Below are 18382 nucleotides of genomic sequence, written 5' to 3'. Positions count from 1 at the left end.
TTAAACCAACCCACAGGGAGTTACCGACATGTCCGATGAAAGAAGCATCCCGGCGCCGGTGCTGGCGCTGCTGCGTCTGCACAACGCGATCTACCGCCGCACCGGCGGATGGCTCGGCCACCGGCTGATGGGTACGCCGACCTTGCTGCTCCATGCGAAAGGGGCGAAGACCGGCACGCTGCGTTCCAGCGCGCTCGGGTACTGGCGAGACGGCGAGGAGTACCTGATCGCGGCGAGCAACGGCGGCGCCGACCGGCATCCCGCCTGGTACCACAACCTGCGCGCCAATCCCGGTGCCGAAGTCAACCTCGGTCGTCGCCGCTTTCCGGTGACCGCACGCCCGATCACCCCGGACGAGGCCGACTACGCGCGGCTGTGGGGGATCGTCACCGCGAAGAACAAGAACTACACCGAGTATCAGGCGGCGACCACGCGGCCCATCCCGCTGGTGGTGCTCACCCCGGCCTGAGGCTCCGACTCAGGGCTCCAGCGGCTGCCGGTCTCGATCGTCGTAGGACGGCACGCCGTACTGGCCGGCCTGGTCCTGCGCGTACAGCCCGACGGTATGGGCGATCGCGGGTCCGGTGACCGCGAGGGCGTCGCGGCTGACATTGGCGATCGTGTCGCCCGCGGCATCGTTGCCGTCCTCCGAGGGCCGGCCGGTGCTGAGCGCGCCGATCGGAATGCCGGTGTGGGCAAACGGATTCCCATCGCCTCGACCGTCGAAAAGCAGAAGGCCGGGGGTGATCCCCTGGCCGGCGAGGTAGTCGGTCAGCGCATGCTCGATGGCGGCAGAACCCTCCGGTGCCGTCACATCGGTCTGTGGGTGCGGCGGCAGCGTGCCATCGGCGTCGAGGACCAGATAATCCGGGTCGGGCGAGGCGACCATGTCGACGTTCAGGTACAGCGCGATCCGCGACAACGCCGTCTCATCGAGCGAGCCGACGTAATGCTGGGATCCGAGCATCCATTCCTTCTCGCCGGCCCAGAAGGCGAAGCGCACCCCGTTCTCGATCGGCGGCTTGGGGCCCATCTGCAGCGCGGTTTCCAACACGGCGGCCACACCGGAGGCGTTGTCGTCGATACCCGGACCGAGCGCGTTGCTGTCCAGGTGGGCGCCGACCATGACGACGTCGACCGCCGAACCGGTGGTGGTCTGGGCGATCACGCTGCGCACCGGGCGTTGCTCGACCCGGGCCACAACCTCCGCCGTCGCGGTCCCACGTCGTCGCACCAGATCCATCCCGTCGACGCGGCCGACCGAGAGCACCGGGAGTTGCACCTCGTCCTCGTCGAGCAGTCGACCGCCGAACACCGCCTCGTCGACGTTGTTGACGATGACCAGGCCCACGGCACCCCGCTCGGTGGCGGCGGCGGCCTTGTCGGCGAGAGAACAGCCACCGCGCCACGCGACGGCGACCGCACCGTCGGCCGCGGCGGTGCCGTAGTCGGCAGCGGTGCAGCCCTGGGCCTGCTCATCGGGCGCGACGAGCAACGGTCCGGAGACCCCGCCTTCGGGGCTGACCGCGCTGTGCTCGACCGCACGCGCCGGGAAGGGGATGTCGTCGACGCGCAGCGATTCGGCCTGGACATCGAACACCCCGGCCTCGAACTCGTCGATGTAGACGTCGAATCCCTTCTCCGTGAGGAGGTCGGAAACGTAGTCGACGCTCGCCTGATAGCCGGGCGTGCCGGTCTGGCGGTTGCCGCCGTGATTCTCGGCGATCTGCTGGAACTGCTCGAGGTGGCCGAAGATGGCGTCGGTGGTGATCCGGTCCTTCAGCTCGCCGGCGTAGGAGCCCGCCGGCTGCGCCGCGGCGCAACCCGCCAACGCGACAATGGTGGAGACCAGCGCAACGGTACGAGTCGGGTGGGGCATGACGTCCTTTCCGCAGGCGTGACGACGCCCGGGAAGGCTCGTGGCGGCATCATGGTATCCGCGTCGTTGCCGCGGTGGTGGTCTACGTATCGGCGTGCGATGCCGGCCAAAGCCATTGCTGGAAGCCGCTGCCCGCGCTGCCGCAAGCGACCCAGTCAGTGCACTTCACCGACGCTTACGTCGGCGTCACTGTACTGTCGTGGATGATTTGCTGACCAGCACCACGATCAGGGGTTACGACGATGACCGCGACGGGACCGGGTAGGTGGTTGCTACGCGCCAACCACTACGAATGGATCACCGACTACCTCGTCGCGCGGCGCATGACCGGTGCCGTGCGGGTGGCCATGGCCTCGGTTGCCGGGTCGTTGGCCCTGTGCCTGCTGGTGCTGGTGAACAGCGTCGACGGCCCCCGCGACACCGTCGCGCAGGTGATGATGTGGACCGCGTTCGCCGGCGGCGTCGCCGGTGCGGTGCTGTGGGTGCTGACGTGGCCGACGCGCGGTCAGTCGCTGGCCTTCGCGCTGGTGTCGAACACCTCGGTGGCGCTGGCCTGTCTGTCCTATCCCAACCCGCAGGGCGGTCTCACCGGCTGTATCGCCTTCGCGACCACCGCCGCGTACATCGCGTTCTTCCACGGGACGGCGCTGGTGCTGTACAACTTCGTGCTGGCAACGGCGGTGGCCCTGGTGGTGGCGGTCCGCGTGGTCGCCTCCGGTCACGTCGCGCTCGCCCTGGTCGACATCTTCCTGGTGCTGCAGGTCAACATCGTCATGCCGGTCGCCATTCACGTCCTCGTCCGTGCGCTCGGCGTCGACCTCGAACAGGCCGACCGGGATCCGCTGACCGGTCTGCTCAACCGCCGGGCGTTTCAGCAGCACATCGCCAAGATGCTGGCCGCCACCGACCGTGCCCATCTGGTGGTGGCCGTCGTGGACCTCGACGATTTCAAGCACATCAATGACACGTACGGGCATCAGGCCGGTGATGACGCCCTGGTGGCGGTCGGGCGCGCGCTGGGCCACGCCGTCTTCGACACCACGGCGGTGATCGGGCGGATCGGCGGTGAGGAGTTCGTCGTCGCGGCCGCGTGCGGGACCGCGGACCCCACGCTGCTGTCCCGCCGGATCTGCCGGGCCATCGCCGATCTGCCGGTGCCGGTCACGGCCAGTGTCGGGACGTCATCGGCCGAGATCCACACCTTGGACGATGACGAGGTGACGCTGCGCGCGCGGATCGACGGTCTGGTGGTGGCTGCTGATGAGGCGATGTACAACGCGAAGCGGGCCGGCGGCAACAGATTTCGGCACGCCAGCTGATCCGGTCACCGGGTGATTTCGCGCAGGACGTCGAGCGCCCGCCCGATCGCGGGTGAGGCGCCGCCGTCCAGATGCGCCGCCACCAGGTCGACTCCCAGCGTTGCCGGCCGCAGCGGGCGATAGCTGACCCCGGCGACGTCCAGATCGGCCGTGGGTGCGGGCACCACCGCCACCCCGAGCCCCGCCGCCACCAGGGTGACCAACGTCGACGTCTCGGAGACCTCATGGCGGATCCGGGGTGCGAACCCGGCGTCCGCGCACACCGCGGCGAGCACCCCGCCCATCACCGAACGTCCCTGGCCGGCATGGGCGATGAAGTCCTGGTCGCGCAGATCGGCGACGTCGAGTGCATCGTGGCGGGCCAGCGGGTGCCCGGCAGGCAGCGCCGCGATGAGGCGGTCGCGCCGTAGCGTGACGCACCGGATGCCGGCATCCGCCACCGGTGGCCGCATCAGCCCGATGTCGATATCGCCGGAGCGCAGGGCGTCCAGCTGCGCGGGGGCCAGCATCTCACCGCGGATGCTGATCTCCAGATGCGGCAGCGCATCGCGCATGGCGCGCACCAGTCGTGGCAGCACCGAGTACGTCGCCGATCCCACGCAGCCGATGGTGAGGTGGCCCTCCACGCCGTCGGCCACCCGGCGCGCCTGCTGCCCGGCGTCGTCCACCGCATCCAGGATCGCGGCCACCCGCTTCAGATACGCCGCGCCCGCCGCCGTCAGGTCCACCCTGCGGGTACTCCTGGTCAGCAGGTCGACCCCGAGTTCACGCTCCAACTGCCGGATCTGCTGGGACAGCGGTGGCTGGGCGATGTGCAGCCGTTCCGCGGCCCTGCCGAAGTGCAGCTCCTCGGCGACCGCCTGGAAATACCGCAGGTGTCGCAACTCCACGATTGAGACCTCCTGCATATTACTGACGCCGATTTAGGTATTTCAGAATATCTCTTGCGCGGCCTACGGTCGAGGAATGACCGACATCGTGATCTGCAATCCACTGCGCACCCCGGTGGGACGCATGGGCGGTGCCCTGTCGGCGTTGACGGCCGCCGACCTGGCCACCCTCACCCTGCGCGCGCTCGTCGAACGGACCGGCCTCGGTGAAGGCGATGTCGACGATGTCGTCCTCGGGCACGGCTACCCGAGCGGGGAGGCCCCGGCCATCGGCCGCATCGCCGCACTGGATGCCGGCCTCGGCACCGGGGTTCCGGGGCTGCAGATCGACCGCCGCTGCGGCTCCGGTCTGCAGGCCGTGCTCTACGCCGCCGGTCAGGTCGCCACCGGCGCGGCGCGCGTGGTGGTCGCCGGTGGCGCGGAATCGATGTCCAATGTCGAGCACTACGCGCTGGGTCTGCGCACCGGTGTCCGCCAGGGCGGGGTGGCGCTGCTGGACCGGCTGGACCGGGCCCGCGAAACCGCCGGTGGCGCCGACCATCCGATCGCGGGCGGGATGATCGAGACCGCGGAGAACCTGCGCCGCCACTACGGCATCGGCCGCGCCGAGCAGGACGAACTGGCAGTGCGTTCGCATCAGCGGGCGATCGCCGCCCATGAGCAGGGGCGTTTCGCCGAGGAACTGGTACCGGTGACGATCACCGGCACGCGCGGCCGCCCCGACGTCATCGTCGACCGCGACGAACACCCGCGCACCGACGTCAGCGTCGAGAAGCTGGCGGCACTACGCGCCGTGCGTACCAAGATCGACGCCGACTCGACCGTCACCGCCGGCAATGCGTCCGGCCAGAATGACGGTGCGGCATTGTGTGTCGTCACCACCGCCGCCGAAGCCGAGCGCCTCGGGCTCACCCCGATGCTGGCGCTGCGGTCATGGGCGGTAACGGGCTGCCGGCCGGAAACCATGGGCATCGGGCCGGTGGCCGCGACCGCCGCCGCGCTGCAGCGCGCGGGCCTCACCCTCGACGAGATCGACTTGATCGAACTCAACGAGGCGTTCGCCGCGCAGGTGCTGGCGGTGCTGGCCGAATGGAAGGTCGATCCGCTCGATGATCGCCTGAACCCGAACGGATCCGGGATCTCGTTGGGCCATCCGGTCGGCGCGACCGGTGCGCGCATCCTGGCCACCGTCGCGCACGAGGCACGCCGCCGCGGCGCACGAACGGTGCTCGAAACCATGTGCATCGGTGGCGGACAGGGCCTGGCAGCGGTTTTCGAGGCCCTCCGATGAGCGCCATCGACGTACACGCCGTCGTCTCGGGACGCGCCGAGGCCCCGGCGGTCGTGTTGTCCAACTCGCTGGGCTCCACCCACCACATGTGGGACGCCCAGCTCGCCGAACTGGAGCAGCGCTTCCGGGTGGTGCGCTATGACACCCGCGGCCACGGCGGATCGCCGGTGCCCGCGGGCCCGTACCTGATCGACGATCTGGCCGATGATCTCGTGGCGCTGCTCGATCGGCTCGGCATCGCCAAGGCCCATCTGGTCGGCTTGTCGCTCGGCGGGATGACCGTCATGCGGGTGGCGATCCGCAATCCGGAACGGGTGCAACGGCTTGCGCTGCTGTGCACCGGGGCGCAGCTGCCCCCGGCGTCGGCGTGGACCGACCGCGCCGCGATCGTCCGCGCGCAGGGCAGCGCGGCGGTGGCCGCCGCCGTCGTGCAGCGCTGGTTCACCCCGGCCTACCTGGACGCGCGCCCCGACGTGCGCAGCGCACACGAGCAGATGGTCGCGGACACGTCGGCCGAAGGCTACGCGGCGTGCTGTGAAGCCATCGCCGCACTCGATCTGCGCGAACAGCTTTCCACCATCACCGCGCCCACCCTCGCCATCGCCGGCGCGGACGATCCCGCGACGCCGCCGGCCAAGCTGGAGGAGATCGTCGCCCGGATCCCCGGGTCGCGCCTGCTGACCGTGCCGCAGGCCGCCCATCTGGCCAACGCCGAGCAGCCCGCCACCATCACCCCCGCGCTCATCGAACACCTGGAGCAGCAATGACATTGAACAAGCTCGTGGCATCCCCCGCAGAAGCGGTGGCCGACATCCCACACGGCGCCAGCCTGGCGGTCGGCGGATTCGGGTTGGCCGGCATCCCCTGGTTCCTGATCGACGCGCTGCTCTCCCAGGGGGCCGGTGACCTGACGATCGTCAGCAACAACTGCGGCGTCGACGGTGCCGGCCTGGGCCTGCTGTTGGAGGCGCACCGCATCACCCGCGTGATCGCCTCCTACGTCGGGGAGAACAAGGAGTTCGCGCGGCAGTACCTGTCCGGTGAACTGACCGTCGAGCTGACCCCGCAGGGCACCCTCGCCGAGCGGATGCGCGCCGGCGGCAGCGGAATCGGCGCATTCTTCACCCCGACCGGGGTCGGCACCCTGGTGGCCGACGGCGGCCTGCCCTGGCGCTATCACCCGGACGGAAGCGTGGCACTGGCCTCGCCCCCGAAGGAGGTGCGCACCTTCGGCGGGCGGCAGATGCTGCTCGAAGAGTCGATCGTCACCGACTACGCGCTGATCCGCGCGGCGGTCGCCGACAAGGCCGGAAACTGCGTGTTCCACGCGGCGGCAAGGAATTTCAATCCTCCCGCCGCCATGGCGGGGCGCCTCACCGTGGTCGAGGCCGAACGGGTGGTCGAGGTCGGCGAGCTGCATCCCGACGAGATCCACCTGGCAGGAATCTTCGTCCAGCGCGTCGTCGAACTCACCCCGGAGCAGGCCTCCCGCAAGGAGATCGAGAAACGCACCACCCGCCCACGGCCGACCGATCAGCAGGAGGTTTCATCATGAGCTGGACCCGTGACCAGATGGCCGCCCGCGCGGCGCTGGAACTGCGCGACGGTGACTACGTCAACCTCGGGATCGGTCTGCCCACACTGATCCCCGACCACCTGCCCGAGGGCTCCGATGTCACGCTGCACGCCGAGAATGGCATCCTGGGCGTCGGCCCGTTCCCCTATGACGACGAGGTGGACCCGGATCTGGTCAACGCCGGCAAGCAGACCGTCTCGGTGGTGGACGGCGCGTCCTACTTCGACTCGGCCACCAGCTTCGCGATGATCCGCGGCGGACACGTCGACGTCGCGGTGCTCGGTGGCATGCAGGTCGCCGCCAACGGCGACCTGGCCAACTGGATGGTGCCGGGATCCATGGTCAAGGGCATGGGTGGCGCAATGGATCTGGTCAGCGGCGCCGAACGCGTCATCGTGCTGATGGACCACACCGCCAAATCCGGTGCCGCCAAACTGGTTCTGCACTGCGACCTGCCGTTGACCGGTAAAGCGGTGGTCAGCCGGGTCATCACCGAGTTGGGGGTCTTCGACGTGACCGGCACCGGGTTCGCGGTGGTCGAACTCGCCGACGAGGTCGATCTCGACGAGGTGGTCGCGCGGACCGGTGCCCCGGTCATCGACGCAGTGGAATAGCGCGATCCCGGCCAGGGTTGTCCCGGGGAAGACTGGCTACGAGAGGCACACCATGAAGTTCGGCATCTCCACCTTTGTGACCGACGACGGCATCGACCCGGTATCGCTGGCAACTGCCATCGAAGAGCGGGATTTCCACTCGCTGGTCATCGCCGAACACACCAACATCCCGGCCAGCCGGGAGTCCGCGTATCCGGGTGGTGGCGAGCTGCCCGATCAGTACTACAAGACGCTCGACCCCTTCGTCACGCTGGCCGCCGCGGCCGCCGTCACATCCAAGATCGAACTGTTCACCGGGATCGCCCTGCTCATTCAGCGTGACCCGATCATCACCGCGAAAGAGGCGGCCAGCATCGACCTCATCTCCGGTGGCCGGTTCGTCTTCGGTGTCGGCGCCGGCTGGAACCTCGAAGAATTGCGCAACCACGGCACCGATCCGAAAACTCGCGGCGCGCTGCTGGACGAGCGCATCGAGGCCATCAAGGCGCTCTGGACCGGTGAGCCGGCCGAATATCACGGCAAATACGTCGATTTCGATCCGACTCATCTGCGGCCGAAGCCGGTGCAGAAGCCGCACCCGCCCATCTACATCGGCGGCAACTCCGATGCCACGGTGAAACGGATCATCCGACACGGCGCGGGATGGATCTCCAACCCGTTCCCGGAGGATCAACTGGCCCGGCGCATCGGGCAGCTGAAAGAGGGCGCGGGACACGACGTTCCGTTGGCGATGTTCGGGACGCCGGTGGACGCCCAGTACTGGAGCGCTGTCGAGAAACTCGGGTTCGGGCAGGTGGCGCTGATCCTGCCCAGCGTGCCGCGCGATGAATCGCTGCGGCTGCTCGACGAGTACGCGGCTGCCGTCGCGCAGTATCGCGGCTGACCGTCCGCTACACCGCGGCCAGCGCCTGCCGGGCGACCTGCTCGGCGTCGTAGGTGTTCACCGCGATACCGGCGAAGATGGCGTCGATCTTCGCGGCCCGCGCTGATGCGGCCAGATCATTCGACCGGTAGGTGCGTCCGGCCTCCCGCGCACCGTCGCGGACCTGCCGGGTGCGGATCATCCGGAGCTCCTGGTAGATCCGCAACCGGGACGGCACGTCGGCGGGGCCGCAGTCGTCCAGTAGGACCGCAAGGGTCATGGCGTCCTCGATGGCCTGGTTGGCGCCCTGACCGAGATGGGGCACGACTGCGTGAGCGGAATCGCCCAGCAGGGTGACGCGTTCGCTCGACCACTGCGAAAGCGGGGCGCGGTCATAGATCCCCCAGCGGAACGTCTCATCCATCGCGCCGATGATGTCCAGGACGGGTTGATCCCACCCCCGGTAGGCGGCCGCCAGCTCGCGCACATCACCTGGCGCAGTCCACGACTCCAGCACCTCCAGGTCGGTGGGCACGAAGGCCACCACGTTGAGCAGACGGCCCGCCGACACCGGATAAACCAGGAAGCTGCGCTCGGGACCCATCCACATCCCGCTGACGTCGAGATCGCCCACGGGGGCTATCCCGGAGAGTCGATCGGCGGGAATGAGCCCGCGGTAAGCCATGATTCCCTCGCTCACCGGCTTCGCCGGCGCGCTGACCACGCCTTGGAGCGCGGAGTGGATACCGTCGGCGGCAACCAGCAGGTCGGTCTCGACGGTGCTGCCGTCGGCGAACCGGACGGTGACGCCGTCGGGATCCTCGGTGGCGCTGACCACAGGGTGCCCGAAGGTGATCGCTCCGGTGGGCAGAGCGTCGCAGAGCACGCGCTGGAATTCGGCGCGGTGCAGAAACCAGGTGTGCGCAGGGTCGCCGAACGACAAGGTCGACGGTTCTCCGGCGATCGGCTCGCCCTGCCAGGTACGGAACACGTAGTGCGAGAGCGGGCCGGCGATCGCCCTCAGCTGTTCGCCGAGCCCGAGGCGGGTGAGCACGCGGGATCCGTTGGGGGCGATGGACACTCCGGCGCCCAAGGCTTTGAGTTCGGAGGCTTTCTCATACACGTGCGCGTCGACCCCGTGGGCACGCAGTGCGATGGCGGCGGTCAACCCGCCGATACCGGCTCCGACGATCGCCACCCGAAGCGCTCGCTTGTCGTTCATGACCTGACCTCCCTGAACTCAATTATGTACCGATCGGCACATAATTGACCGTACGCGTACCGCTCGGTACATTCAAGTGATGCCGCGCACCGCCGATCCCGCCAAACGTGCCGAGCTGCTCGACGGCGTCATCGGCTACCTGCAGGAACATGGCGTGGCGGACATGTCGCTGGCCCCGATGGCCGAGGCGCTGGGTACCAGCAAGCGAATGCTGCTGTATTACTTCGGCGACCGCGGCGAACTGCTGGCCCAGGCGTTGAACGCCAGCAGGCCCGATGTCGGCGGGATGTTCGACGGCATCAGCACCGAGGCCGAGTTCGTGGCGGCGGCGCGGTCATTGTGGCGGGCCATCACCCGTGGCGCGCAACGCCGGACCGTCGGCTTGATGCTGCAGGTGCTGAGTCTGGCCGTCACGGATCCCGACACCTATCAGCCTTACGCCGACCAAGCGGTGACGATCATGCTCGATCCGATCGCCCGGGCACTGGCCGGCCTGGGATACCCGAAGCGCGACGCTGAGGTGCGTGCCTCGTTGGTCGTGTCCGGATTACGGGGTCTGTGTCAGGACGGTCTCGTCACCGGCGACAAGGGTCGCGTCGACGCGGCGGCCGAACTGGTCATCGCTGCGGCGATGTCGCCACGCTGATTCGGCTCAGTTGCGCCGGTTGGCCCAGCCGTCGTCGTTGTGCGCCAACAGGAGTAGTTCGCGGTCCCACGCGCGGTGGCGAGAGCGGTCCAGTCCGCGGCGGATGAGATAGGCCACGAGTGCGCCGCACATCACGATGCTGATCCAGAAGGACACCGCGGCGGCCGTGGCGGTCACCGCGGCATCGTCGGCCCGCAGCGGCGCCGCGACCACCTTTCCGCTCTCGTCCAGCCAGACCTTCATGTGATCGCCCGGGCGGATGGTCGCGGGGCTGACGACCGACTCGGTGCGCACCTGGGTTCCCTCGCGCCACTGGGCGCGCACATAGGCGGGGGTGTCCAGTTCGGTGGGAGCACCCACACCGGCCACCACGACCGCCTGCACTGAATGCCGGGTCTGAGCCTGCTGCTCGGCCGTGCGCACGCCCGCGTCGCGCACCACCGTGCCCGCGGACACCGCGGCGGGGATGGCGAAGAGTGCGACGACGACCACGCCGAGCACTGCGAGCGCTTCCAGCCGGTCGACCATGCGGACCAGCGGGTGGAATCCGAGCGCACGCAGGTACCAGCGAAGTCGTCCAGCTAACCGTGCATACATTGCATCCAGCGTGACACCGGCGGTGACGGTCTGCAAAGCCAGACGGGTGCGAGGCGATGGATATCACACCGCGTTCTGTGCGCGCATCCGGATCAACTGTCGGTCCCGCCAGCGCACCCGTTCATCCCAATCCTCGAGGTCGAGCAACGCCCGGCGCTGTGCCGTGACCTCGGCAATCAGGTCCGGTGTCCACGGGTCATGCTGCCCGCGTTCGGCCCCCATGCGCGCGTAGGCGGGGCCCATCTTCGCGGCATGCGATTCGATACCACCGCGGGTGTTCAGATCGGCCGTCTCGAACGGCCCGATGAAGCTCCAGCGCAAACCCAGCCCACTGCGCACCACCTCGTCGATGTCGTCGACGGTCGCCACCCCGTCGCGCACCAGGCAGTACGCCTCGCGCAACAGCGCACCCTGCAGGCGGTTGAACAGGAACCCCTCCACCTCGCGGCGCACCAGCACCGGTCGCAGACCGGCCGACCGGTAGATCTCGGTGGCGCGCCCGATGATCGCCTCGGCGGTGACCGCGGACGGCACCACCTCGATGACCGGCAACAGGTACGGCGGGTTGCCGGGATGGCCGACCAGAATCCGTGCTGCCACCGAGACGTCGAGCCCCTCGGCCAGTCGGCTCGGCACGATCGCCGAACTGGAACTGGCCAGCGGCACCTCCGCAGGCGTCCCAACGGCGGCCTGCACCAACAGGTCCTGTTTGAGGTCGACGCGTTCGGGGGCGCACTCCTGCACGAATGTCGCGCCCGCGAGTGCATCCTCCAGATCGGTGGTCAACCGCACCCGCGCTTCGATGGCGGCGGGGTCGGCCAGGTCCAGTTGCTTGAGGCGTTCGCGAAGATCGGCGGCCGCCCGCGGCAGCGCGTCCTCGAACGGGTCAAATACCGCGACGTCAACACCGCGGCAGGCGAACAGGATCGCGAACGACACCCCGATGGAGCCCGCACCGAGTACGGCCACCCTCACAGCTGCCACCAGCTCCGGTCGCCGTCATAGCCGCGTTCCAGGATCGACACCACCGACTCGGCAGACAGGTCGCGGGGATTGTTGGCGGTCAACCGGGTGGCCAGCATGGCCTGCTTGGCGACGAACCCGAAATCCTTGGGCTCCAGCCCCAGGGAGCGCAGATCGAGCGGGGCACCCAGGGTCTCCAAGATCGTCTCGATCCGCAGGATCGCCGACCGGGCCTGGATTTCCAGGGGATCCGATGCATCCGACGCGCCCAGGATGCGGCCGATCTCGGCGAACTCCGGGATGCGGGTCGGCAGGTTGTAGCGCATCACATAGGGCAGCAGCGCGCTGATACCGAAACCGTGCGGGGTGTGGGTGAGGCCGCCGATCGGGGACTGGATCGCGTGCGCCCCGGCGGTGCCCGCGGTGTTGATGGCCATCCCGGCGCAGTACGCACCGAACAGGGTGTCCGAGCGCGCCGCCAGATCGGACGGATCGGCGGCCACCGCGGGCAGCGAGTTGTTCAGCAGCGCAAGACCGGTGCGGGCGTACACATCGGCCAGCACATTCTTGCCGGCGTACAAGGTGCCGGCCAGCTGGTCGGCATCCGGGTTCTTCGCCCTGCCGGTGAAGGATTCGATCAGGTGCGACAGCGCGTCCGCGCCGGACGCCGCGGTCAGCCCGGCCGGGCAGGTCAGCGTCAGTTCGGGGTCGATGATCGCGGCGTGGGCTTCCAGGTGCGGGCTGGCGACACCGACCTTCATGCCCTGCTCCTCGTCGAAAACCACCGAGATACAGGTGACTTCGGCTCCGGTGCCCCCGGTGGTGGGGACGGTGATGACCGGTATGCCGGGCCCCGGCACCAGGAACTGCCCGTAATAGTCGCGCACGTCACCGCCATGCCGGAGCACCACCGAGGCGACCTTGGCCAGATCCATGCACGATCCGCCGCCGATACCGACGATGGCTTCGATGGCACTGCCGCCGAAACGCTCGACCACGTCCACCACGTTGCGGCGCGGTAGATCCGGCTCGGTCCCGTCGTACACCAACACCGAAACACCCTGTTGCTGAATCTCTTCCACAATCCGCACGAACTCCGCGCTGGCCGCCATCCGGGCGTCGGTGACCATCAGGACACGCTCGGCGAGACCCCGCACCACCCGGGCGATCTGCCGGCGCTGTCCCGGACCGAACAGCACCATCGACGGCTGACGCAGCAGCCCGACGCCCAGTTCATTGGCGGTGTGCACCGGTGAAGCGAAGGTGGCGGTCATGACAGGCCCTCTTCCTCGTTGACGGTGACGGCCAGGTACTTGGGCTCCAGGTAGTCGTAGATGGCGTCGTGCCCGCCCTCGCGGCCGAGCCCGGAAGCCTTCACGCCGCCGAACGCCGCCGCCGGGTCGGCCATGATGCCGCGGTTCACGCCGACCATGCCGAAGTCCAGCCGCTCGCCGACCGCGACGGCCCGCGACAGATCCCTGGTGAACACGTAGGCGGCTAACCCGTACTTGGTGTCGTTGGCGAAGGCGATCGCCTCGGCGGTCGAGTCCACCTGGTAGATGGTCGCAACGGGCGCGAAAAGTTCTCTGCTGCAGAGCTCCTCGGGGCGGTTGTGCACCCGGAACACGGTGGGTTCGAAGAAGTACCCGGCGCCCGGACGGGCACCTCCGCCGACGAGCAGTTCGGCGCCGGTGGCCTGCAGCGTCTCGACCAAATCGACGACGGTGTCGCGTTGCCGCTCGGAGATGATCGGCCCGACGTCCACACCGGGTTCGAAACCGTTGCCGACCGTGAGCTCCCTGGTGAGTTCGACGAACCGCGCGGTGAACTCCTCGGCCACCGCACTGTGCACGATGATCCGGTTGGCTGCCACGCAGGCCTGCCCGGCGTTGCGGAACTTGCTCACTACGGCCTGCTGCGCCGCGAGTTCGATATCGGCGTCGTCCAGGACGATGAACGGGCCGTCCCCGCCGAGTTCCATCGAGGTGTTGATGATGCCCGGGGCGGCCTGTTCCAGCAGGGTGGCACCCACCCCGGTGGACCCGGTGAAACTCACCTTGCGCAACCGGTCATCGGCCATCAGCGCCGCCGAGACCGCGGCCGATTCCGTAGTGTGGATCAGGTTGACCACACCGTCGGGAAAGCCGGCCTCGCGCAGGGTTTCGACGAACAGCGCGCACGTCAGCGGAGTCTCCTTGGCGGACTTGACGATCACCGGGCAGCCGGCGGCCAGCGCCGCACCGGCCTTGCGGGCGATCATCAGCATCGGGAAGTTCCACGGGGTGATCAGCAGCGCGGGCCCGACCGGCTGGTGGGTGGTGATCACCCGGTAGCCGCCGTGCGACGACGGCGCGTAGCTGCCGTGCAGGTGCGCGATCTGCTCGGTGTACCAGAGGAAGAACTCCGCGGACAGCGCGAACTCGGCGTGCGACTCGGCCAGCGGCTTGCCACTCTCGGCGGTCATCACGTCGGCGAACTCCTCGGCGCGCGTCAGCAGCAGCCGGTGGGCGTGACCGAACAACTCTGCCCGCATCCGCGGGGCGACACGGCGCCACTGCTGCTGCGCGTCCGCCGCCGCGTCCAGCGCGGCCTCCGCGTCCAGGGCGCCGCCGTCGGACATGGTCGCGATCTGCTCCCCGGTGGCCGGGTCGAGCACGGCGAAGGTGTCGTCGGTGCTGTGCCAGCGGCCACCGATGAACAGTCCGGTGGGGACGCGGTGGCCGTGCACCAGCGCCGTCCCGGAGGGTGTCGCAGAGGGTTTTGCCAGCGTCGTTGTCATGCTGCATCACGCTAGGGCGCACATGTGACCCCGGATACGACTGCATCTTTTTGAGACAGTCCGCGGGCATGGCGCCGATCGGCCGCAGGATCAGGGCTAAGATTTTGTGATCCAGATCGCATTCGCCGGCGACGCCCCGAATGCGTGACGCAAGGAGTTGTTCGTGTCGGCACGGCCCACCGGATCGAGGCTCGAGGAGCTTCGTGCGCAGTTCCTGACCGCGTCCGACCCGGATCTCGCGGTGCCACCGGACCTGCTCGAATCGTGGCGCCGGTCCAAGAGCGCGCTGGGCGCCCCGGCCAATGTCCGCGATGTGCCCCGCGTCGACGAGGAACTGATCGACAACCATCTGCTGGAGATGTTCCAGGCGCCGATGGCCCGCGCCGCCGAGGACCTCGCCGGGTCGGGCATGGGTCTGTTGCTCGCCGACGCGCAGGGCCGCATCGTGCAGCGGTGGTCGCTGGACTCATCGGCGATGAACCAGCTGGACCGGCTGGGCACCGTCCGCGGTGCGGTGCTGGCCGAGGATGCCGTCGGCACCAACGGGGTGGGTACCGCCCTGGCCTCGGGGAAGAGCGTGCTGATCGAGGGTGCCGAGCATTTCGCCGACGTCTATTCCAACGCCCTGTGCACGGGCGCGCCGGTGTGGCATCCCATCACCGGGAAGCTGCTGGCCGCGGTCACCATGTCGACGAAGATCGACGAGCGCAGCGGCCTGCTGCTGCCGCTGACGAATTCACTTGCCGCGCAACTTCAACAGCACGTGCTCGACGTCGCCCAGCCCGGATCGCGGGCCATCCTGGCGGCGTTCCTCGACGGCTCCGCGCGACATGATGGACCGGTGGTGGCGTTCGGCCCCGACGGGTTGACGATGCGCAGCCGCCGGGCGGGGGAGCTGACCCAGACCGACGTCGACCTGATCGGGCACCTGACCGCGGGACTGCGCCACGATGCCCGCCTGACCGCCGAACTGTCGGTGGGTACCACCGCCATCGACGCCAGCGTGCTCGACGGCGGCGCCGGGGTGGTTGCCGCGCTGCGGCCGGCGCCGCGGGTGAGCCTCGCGCACGGCCGTCCGTCGCCCGGCGGTCTTGTGGGGCAGACGAAGTCGTGGCTGACGGCGGCGCATCATGTCAGCAGGCACATCGCCGCCCGCACCGCGCTGCTGATCGCCGGGGAGCCCGGTACCGGGAAAACCTCGCTGGCACTGGGCCGTCCGTACCGGCCTGGTGCGGTGCACGACGATGTGACGGTGGTGCACACCGCGCAGCGACAGATCGTCGGCGATCAGGTCTGGTTGCAGGAACTCTCCGATGCCGTCACCGGGTCGTCCCGGGTCGTGGTGCGCGGGGTGGAGAACCTCGACGCGCAGGCGCTGGCCGCGCTGCGCGGCCTGATCGACACCGACAGCGGCCACGGGTCCATCCTGATGACGGCGACGGCGCCCACCCAGGCCGATGCCGAGGCGGCCGCCACCCGGCTCGGTGTGGCGATGGTGTGGGTGCCACCACTGCGGGAGCGCACCGCGGACATCGCGTCGCTGTGGAATGCCTTTGTCGCACAACGATCACCGGGTCTGCGCCTGACGGTCAGCGATGATGCCCGCCGGGCACTGGAGGCCGCGGGCTGGTCGGGCAATCTCGCCGAACTCCGCACGCTGGTGGGACAGCTGGTGGGGGAGGGCAGCCGCGGCGTGGTGCAACTCGACCAGCTGCCCGATTCGCTGCGGGCGCACCGCTCCTGGTCGATGATCGAACGCACCGAGATGGAGACCATCCGCCGCGCACTACAGGAGGCCGGCGGAAACCGGTCCAGGGCGGCCGAGCTGCTCGGTGTCTCGCGGGCCACGATCCACCGAAAGCTCAAGACCTACAATTTATCTGGATAACATTACTGCGCCAGGTAACCGCCGTCGATCACCAGCTCGGAGCCGGTGACGAAACTCGATTCGTCCGAGGCCAGGAACACCACACCGTGGGCGATCTCCTCCGGCAGACCGGCACGCCCCATCGGCGTCTGCGCCACCACGAACTCGTTGATCTCGGCTTCCTGCGAGTCGGTCAGCGGGGTCTTGATGAACCCCGGGTGCACCGAGTTGACCCGGACGTTGTCCTTGGCGTAGCTGATCGCCGCGCTCTTGGACATGTTGCGCACCGCGCCCTTGGTGGCGTGGTAGGCATGCGCGCCGGCCACAGCGGCGTTGCCCCAGATCGAGGACACATTGATGATCGATCCGCTTCGCCGGCTCACCATGTGCGGGATCACCGAGCGCATCCCCAGGAAGGTGCCCGTCTGGTTGGTGGCGATGACCCGTTCCCATTCGGCCACGCTCAGTTCGTGCAGTGACTGGTAGGCGATGATGCCGGCGTTGTTGGCCAGCACGTCGATACGGCCGTAGCGGTCGAGTACGTCGTCGATCACGGTCGTCCAGTCCTCTTCGGAGGCCACATCGAGCTGGCGGTAATCGATACCCGCCGAACGCGGGCCGAACGCCTCGTCGGTCTTGGACCGCCCGGTCGCGATGGTGGTGGCGCCCTCCCGGGCGAAGGCCTCCGCGATGGCGTGCCCGATACCCCGGCAGGAGCCGGTGACCAGGGCGACCTTGTCGTGCAGACGGTTCATGAGCTTCTCCTGTGAGTAGGTGTCTGAAGCCTGTCGCGCGCCCCCGGTGTCGCAGTGACCTGCGTCACGGTGAGACAGCAGTGCGTCAATTTGCGACACCCGGAAAGGAGTGTCTCGACCGACCACAGACTGGCTGCAGTGCGGCAGGTCACAGCCGCTGCTGACCAGATCAGGAGAACCCATGACGCCCCAACCGACGGACCCACTGGGCCGCATCTACGCCGAGTGGACCGAGGAGTTCATTGCCAATCCCGAGATGTCGCTGCGGTTGATGCGGTGGCTGTTCGAGGACTGGCAGCGGGTGACCACCGAACCCGAGGATGTCACCTACAAGACCACCGAGATCGGTGGTGTGCCCGGCATTCTCGTCCGGCCACTGACAGCCGATCCGGCACAGGTGCTGGTGTTCCTACACGGCGGCGGATTCGCTCTGGGCTCGTCGGCCAGCCACCGCAAGTTCGCCGGCCACGTGGCGAGTGCCTTCGGCGCCACCGCGTTCGTCGCCGATTTCCGGCGCGCCCCGGAGCACCCGTACCCCGCCCAGCTCGACGATGCCACCGCGGTGTTCCAGGCGCTCGTCCAGGACGGCACCGACCCGACCGACATCACCTTCGTCGGGGACAGTGCGGGTGCCAACATCGCCATCGCCACCACCCTGCGCATGCTGCGCGACGGGCAGCGCACACCCGGGCTGGTGATGACGATCTCGCCGTGGCTGGACATGGAGAACACCGGCAAGACGCTGGTGACCAACGATGCCACCGATTTCCTGATCACCCGAGAAGGGTTGCAGGGCAACATCGACCGCTATCTCTGCGGCGGTGCCGACCCGACCGATCCGCTGGTGAACCCGCTGCACGCCGATTTCACCGGATTCCCGTCGCTCTACATCACCGCGGCCGATATCGAATCGCTGTACGCCGACGCCACCCGGCTGCACACGCTGGTGCGGGATGCCGGCGTCGACGTCACCTTCGACGTGGCGACCGGTCAGCAGCACGTCTTCCCGTTGCAAGCCGGACAGCACGACGCCGCCGACGCGGCCATCGCGACGATGGCCGGCTGGTACCACGCCCGCCGCACCGCCAACGCCCATCAGCGCACCACCGAATCCGTCTAGGA

Annotated in this window: 18 protein-coding genes; 10 read left to right on the top strand and 8 right to left on the bottom strand. The window is 68.7% G+C overall.

Annotated features, from left to right (window positions below):
- The first annotated feature begins 28 nt into the window (after nt 1–28).
- Nucleotides 29–469: a nitroreductase family deazaflavin-dependent oxidoreductase gene (locus ASE48_RS17615; RefSeq protein WP_057168386.1), complete on the top strand. Its 441-nt coding sequence runs from the start codon at nt 29–31 to the stop codon at nt 467–469.
- A 9-nt stretch (nt 470–478) separates the two neighbouring features.
- Here ASE48_RS17615 and ASE48_RS17610 read toward each other — a convergent pair whose 3' ends face one another.
- Complete coding sequence (locus ASE48_RS17610; protein ID WP_057168385.1) at nt 479–1879, bottom strand: M28 family peptidase; 1401 nt, start codon at nt 1877–1879, stop codon at nt 479–481.
- 242 nt (nt 1880–2121) lie between these two features.
- Here ASE48_RS17610 and ASE48_RS17605 point away from each other — a divergent pair, with 242 nt between their 5' ends.
- Nucleotides 2122–3198, top strand: a complete 1077-nt coding sequence (locus tag ASE48_RS17605) for a GGDEF domain-containing protein (protein WP_057168384.1) — start codon at nt 2122–2124, stop codon at nt 3196–3198.
- A gap of 5 nt (nt 3199–3203) precedes the next feature.
- Here the strand turns inward: ASE48_RS17605 and ASE48_RS17600 are convergent, their stop codons facing one another.
- On the bottom strand, nt 3204–4088 hold the full coding sequence (locus tag ASE48_RS17600) for a LysR substrate-binding domain-containing protein (RefSeq protein ID WP_057168609.1): 885 nt from the start codon (nt 4086–4088) through the stop codon (nt 3204–3206).
- A 76-nt stretch (nt 4089–4164) separates the two neighbouring features.
- Here ASE48_RS17600 and ASE48_RS17595 point away from each other — a divergent pair, with 76 nt between their 5' ends.
- The 5 genes from ASE48_RS17595 to ASE48_RS17575 are packed head-to-tail and all read left to right on the top strand — an operon-like array spanning nt 4165 to nt 8452.
- Nucleotides 4165–5379, top strand: a complete 1215-nt coding sequence (locus tag ASE48_RS17595) for an acetyl-CoA C-acetyltransferase (RefSeq protein ID WP_057168383.1) — start codon at nt 4165–4167, stop codon at nt 5377–5379.
- On the top strand, nt 5376–6146 hold the full coding sequence (gene pcaD / locus ASE48_RS17590; protein ID WP_057168382.1) for a 3-oxoadipate enol-lactonase: 771 nt from the start codon (nt 5376–5378) through the stop codon (nt 6144–6146). Before ASE48_RS17595 ends, pcaD begins: the two co-directional genes overlap by 4 nt.
- On the top strand, nt 6143–6934 hold the full coding sequence (locus tag ASE48_RS17585) for a CoA transferase subunit A (RefSeq protein ID WP_057168381.1): 792 nt from the start codon (nt 6143–6145) through the stop codon (nt 6932–6934). Before pcaD ends, ASE48_RS17585 begins: the two co-directional genes overlap by 4 nt.
- A complete protein-coding gene (locus ASE48_RS17580; protein WP_057168380.1) occupies nt 6931–7569 on the top strand; it encodes a 3-oxoacid CoA-transferase subunit B in 639 nt (212 codons plus the stop codon). The genes ASE48_RS17585 and ASE48_RS17580 overlap by 4 nt, the downstream gene beginning before the upstream one ends.
- A gap of 52 nt (nt 7570–7621) precedes the next feature.
- On the top strand, nt 7622–8452 hold the full coding sequence (locus ASE48_RS17575; RefSeq protein ID WP_057168379.1) for an LLM class F420-dependent oxidoreductase: 831 nt from the start codon (nt 7622–7624) through the stop codon (nt 8450–8452).
- Nucleotides 8453–8459: 7 nt separating this feature from the next.
- Here the strand turns inward: ASE48_RS17575 and ASE48_RS17570 are convergent, their stop codons facing one another.
- The gene (locus tag ASE48_RS17570) at nt 8460–9653 is read right to left on the bottom strand and encodes an FAD-dependent monooxygenase (RefSeq protein WP_057168378.1); all 1194 of its coding nucleotides are present in this window, start codon (nt 9651–9653) and stop codon (nt 8460–8462) included.
- 79 nt (nt 9654–9732) lie between these two features.
- Here ASE48_RS17570 and ASE48_RS17565 point away from each other — a divergent pair, with 79 nt between their 5' ends.
- Nucleotides 9733–10299, top strand: coding sequence for a TetR/AcrR family transcriptional regulator (locus ASE48_RS17565; RefSeq protein WP_057168377.1), 567 nt, complete (start codon nt 9733–9735; stop codon nt 10297–10299).
- Nucleotides 10300–10305: 6 nt separating this feature from the next.
- Here the strand turns inward: ASE48_RS17565 and ASE48_RS17560 are convergent, their stop codons facing one another.
- The 4 genes from ASE48_RS17560 to ASE48_RS17545 form a co-directional block, all read right to left on the bottom strand.
- Nucleotides 10306–10896 carry an Rv1733c family protein gene (locus ASE48_RS17560; RefSeq protein WP_156409253.1) on the bottom strand — a complete coding sequence of 197 codons (591 nt, stop codon included), beginning with the start codon at nt 10894–10896 and terminating at the stop codon, nt 10306–10308.
- Nucleotides 10897–10959: 63 nt separating this feature from the next.
- A complete protein-coding gene (locus tag ASE48_RS17555; protein ID WP_235571294.1) occupies nt 10960–11871 on the bottom strand; it encodes a 3-hydroxyacyl-CoA dehydrogenase in 912 nt (303 codons plus the stop codon).
- The gene (locus tag ASE48_RS17550) at nt 11868–13133 is read right to left on the bottom strand and encodes an iron-containing alcohol dehydrogenase (RefSeq protein ID WP_057168374.1); all 1266 of its coding nucleotides are present in this window, start codon (nt 13131–13133) and stop codon (nt 11868–11870) included. The genes ASE48_RS17555 and ASE48_RS17550 overlap by 4 nt, the downstream gene beginning before the upstream one ends.
- Nucleotides 13130–14638: an NAD-dependent succinate-semialdehyde dehydrogenase gene (locus ASE48_RS17545; RefSeq protein ID WP_057168373.1), complete on the bottom strand. Its 1509-nt coding sequence runs from the start codon at nt 14636–14638 to the stop codon at nt 13130–13132. The genes ASE48_RS17550 and ASE48_RS17545 overlap by 4 nt, the downstream gene beginning before the upstream one ends.
- A gap of 163 nt (nt 14639–14801) precedes the next feature.
- Between ASE48_RS17545 and ASE48_RS17540 the strand changes: the two genes are divergently transcribed.
- Nucleotides 14802–16526 (top strand): sigma-54-dependent Fis family transcriptional regulator, encoded by a 1725-nt coding sequence (locus tag ASE48_RS17540; RefSeq protein WP_057168608.1) that lies wholly within the window; start codon nt 14802–14804, stop codon nt 16524–16526.
- Nucleotides 16527–16528: 2 nt separating this feature from the next.
- On the opposite strand, the gene ASE48_RS17535 is transcribed toward ASE48_RS17540, so the two are convergent.
- On the bottom strand, nt 16529–17260 hold the full coding sequence (locus ASE48_RS17535; protein WP_057168372.1) for an SDR family NAD(P)-dependent oxidoreductase: 732 nt from the start codon (nt 17258–17260) through the stop codon (nt 16529–16531).
- A 181-nt stretch (nt 17261–17441) separates the two neighbouring features.
- Between ASE48_RS17535 and ASE48_RS17530 the strand changes: the two genes are divergently transcribed.
- A complete protein-coding gene (locus ASE48_RS17530; protein ID WP_082614256.1) occupies nt 17442–18380 on the top strand; it encodes an alpha/beta hydrolase in 939 nt (312 codons plus the stop codon).
- Nucleotides 18381–18382: the final 2 nt, after the last annotated feature.

This window comes from Mycobacterium sp. Root265, from assembly GCF_001428895.1.
Taxonomy (GTDB): Bacteria; Actinomycetota; Actinomycetes; order Mycobacteriales; family Mycobacteriaceae; genus Mycobacterium.
Note: the sequence above shows the minus strand (reverse complement) of the source record. Positions and strands in the feature narration are given on the sequence as shown.

Bases quoted from the DNA above. Each gene is read 5' to 3' on its own strand.
- ASE48_RS17605 (WP_057168384.1), top strand. From the start codon at position 2,122: ATGACCGCGACGGGACCGGGTAGGTGGTTGCTACGCGCCAACCACTAC.
- ASE48_RS17595 (WP_057168383.1), top strand. From the start codon at position 4,165: ATGACCGACATCGTGATCTGCAATCCACTGCGCACCCCGGTGGGACGC.
- ASE48_RS17580 (WP_057168380.1), top strand. From the start codon at position 6,931: ATGAGCTGGACCCGTGACCAGATGGCCGCCCGCGCGGCGCTGGAACTG.
- ASE48_RS17560 (WP_156409253.1), bottom strand. From the start codon at position 10,896: ATGTATGCACGGTTAGCTGGACGACTTCGCTGGTACCTGCGTGCGCTC.
- ASE48_RS17570 (WP_057168378.1), bottom strand. From the start codon at position 9,653: ATGAACGACAAGCGAGCGCTTCGGGTGGCGATCGTCGGAGCCGGTATC.
- ASE48_RS17585 (WP_057168381.1), top strand. From the start codon at position 6,143: ATGACATTGAACAAGCTCGTGGCATCCCCCGCAGAAGCGGTGGCCGAC.
- ASE48_RS17610 (WP_057168385.1), bottom strand. From the start codon at position 1,879: ATGCCCCACCCGACTCGTACCGTTGCGCTGGTCTCCACCATTGTCGCG.
- ASE48_RS17615 (WP_057168386.1), top strand. From the start codon at position 29: ATGTCCGATGAAAGAAGCATCCCGGCGCCGGTGCTGGCGCTGCTGCGT.
- ASE48_RS17530 (WP_082614256.1), top strand. From the start codon at position 17,442: ATGACGCCCCAACCGACGGACCCACTGGGCCGCATCTACGCCGAGTGG.
- ASE48_RS17575 (WP_057168379.1), top strand. From the start codon at position 7,622: ATGAAGTTCGGCATCTCCACCTTTGTGACCGACGACGGCATCGACCCG.
- ASE48_RS17545 (WP_057168373.1), bottom strand. From the start codon at position 14,638: ATGACAACGACGCTGGCAAAACCCTCTGCGACACCCTCCGGGACGGCG.
- ASE48_RS17550 (WP_057168374.1), bottom strand. From the start codon at position 13,133: ATGACCGCCACCTTCGCTTCACCGGTGCACACCGCCAATGAACTGGGC.
- ASE48_RS17565 (WP_057168377.1), top strand. From the start codon at position 9,733: ATGCCGCGCACCGCCGATCCCGCCAAACGTGCCGAGCTGCTCGACGGC.
- pcaD (WP_057168382.1), top strand. From the start codon at position 5,376: ATGAGCGCCATCGACGTACACGCCGTCGTCTCGGGACGCGCCGAGGCC.
- ASE48_RS17535 (WP_057168372.1), bottom strand. From the start codon at position 17,260: ATGAACCGTCTGCACGACAAGGTCGCCCTGGTCACCGGCTCCTGCCGG.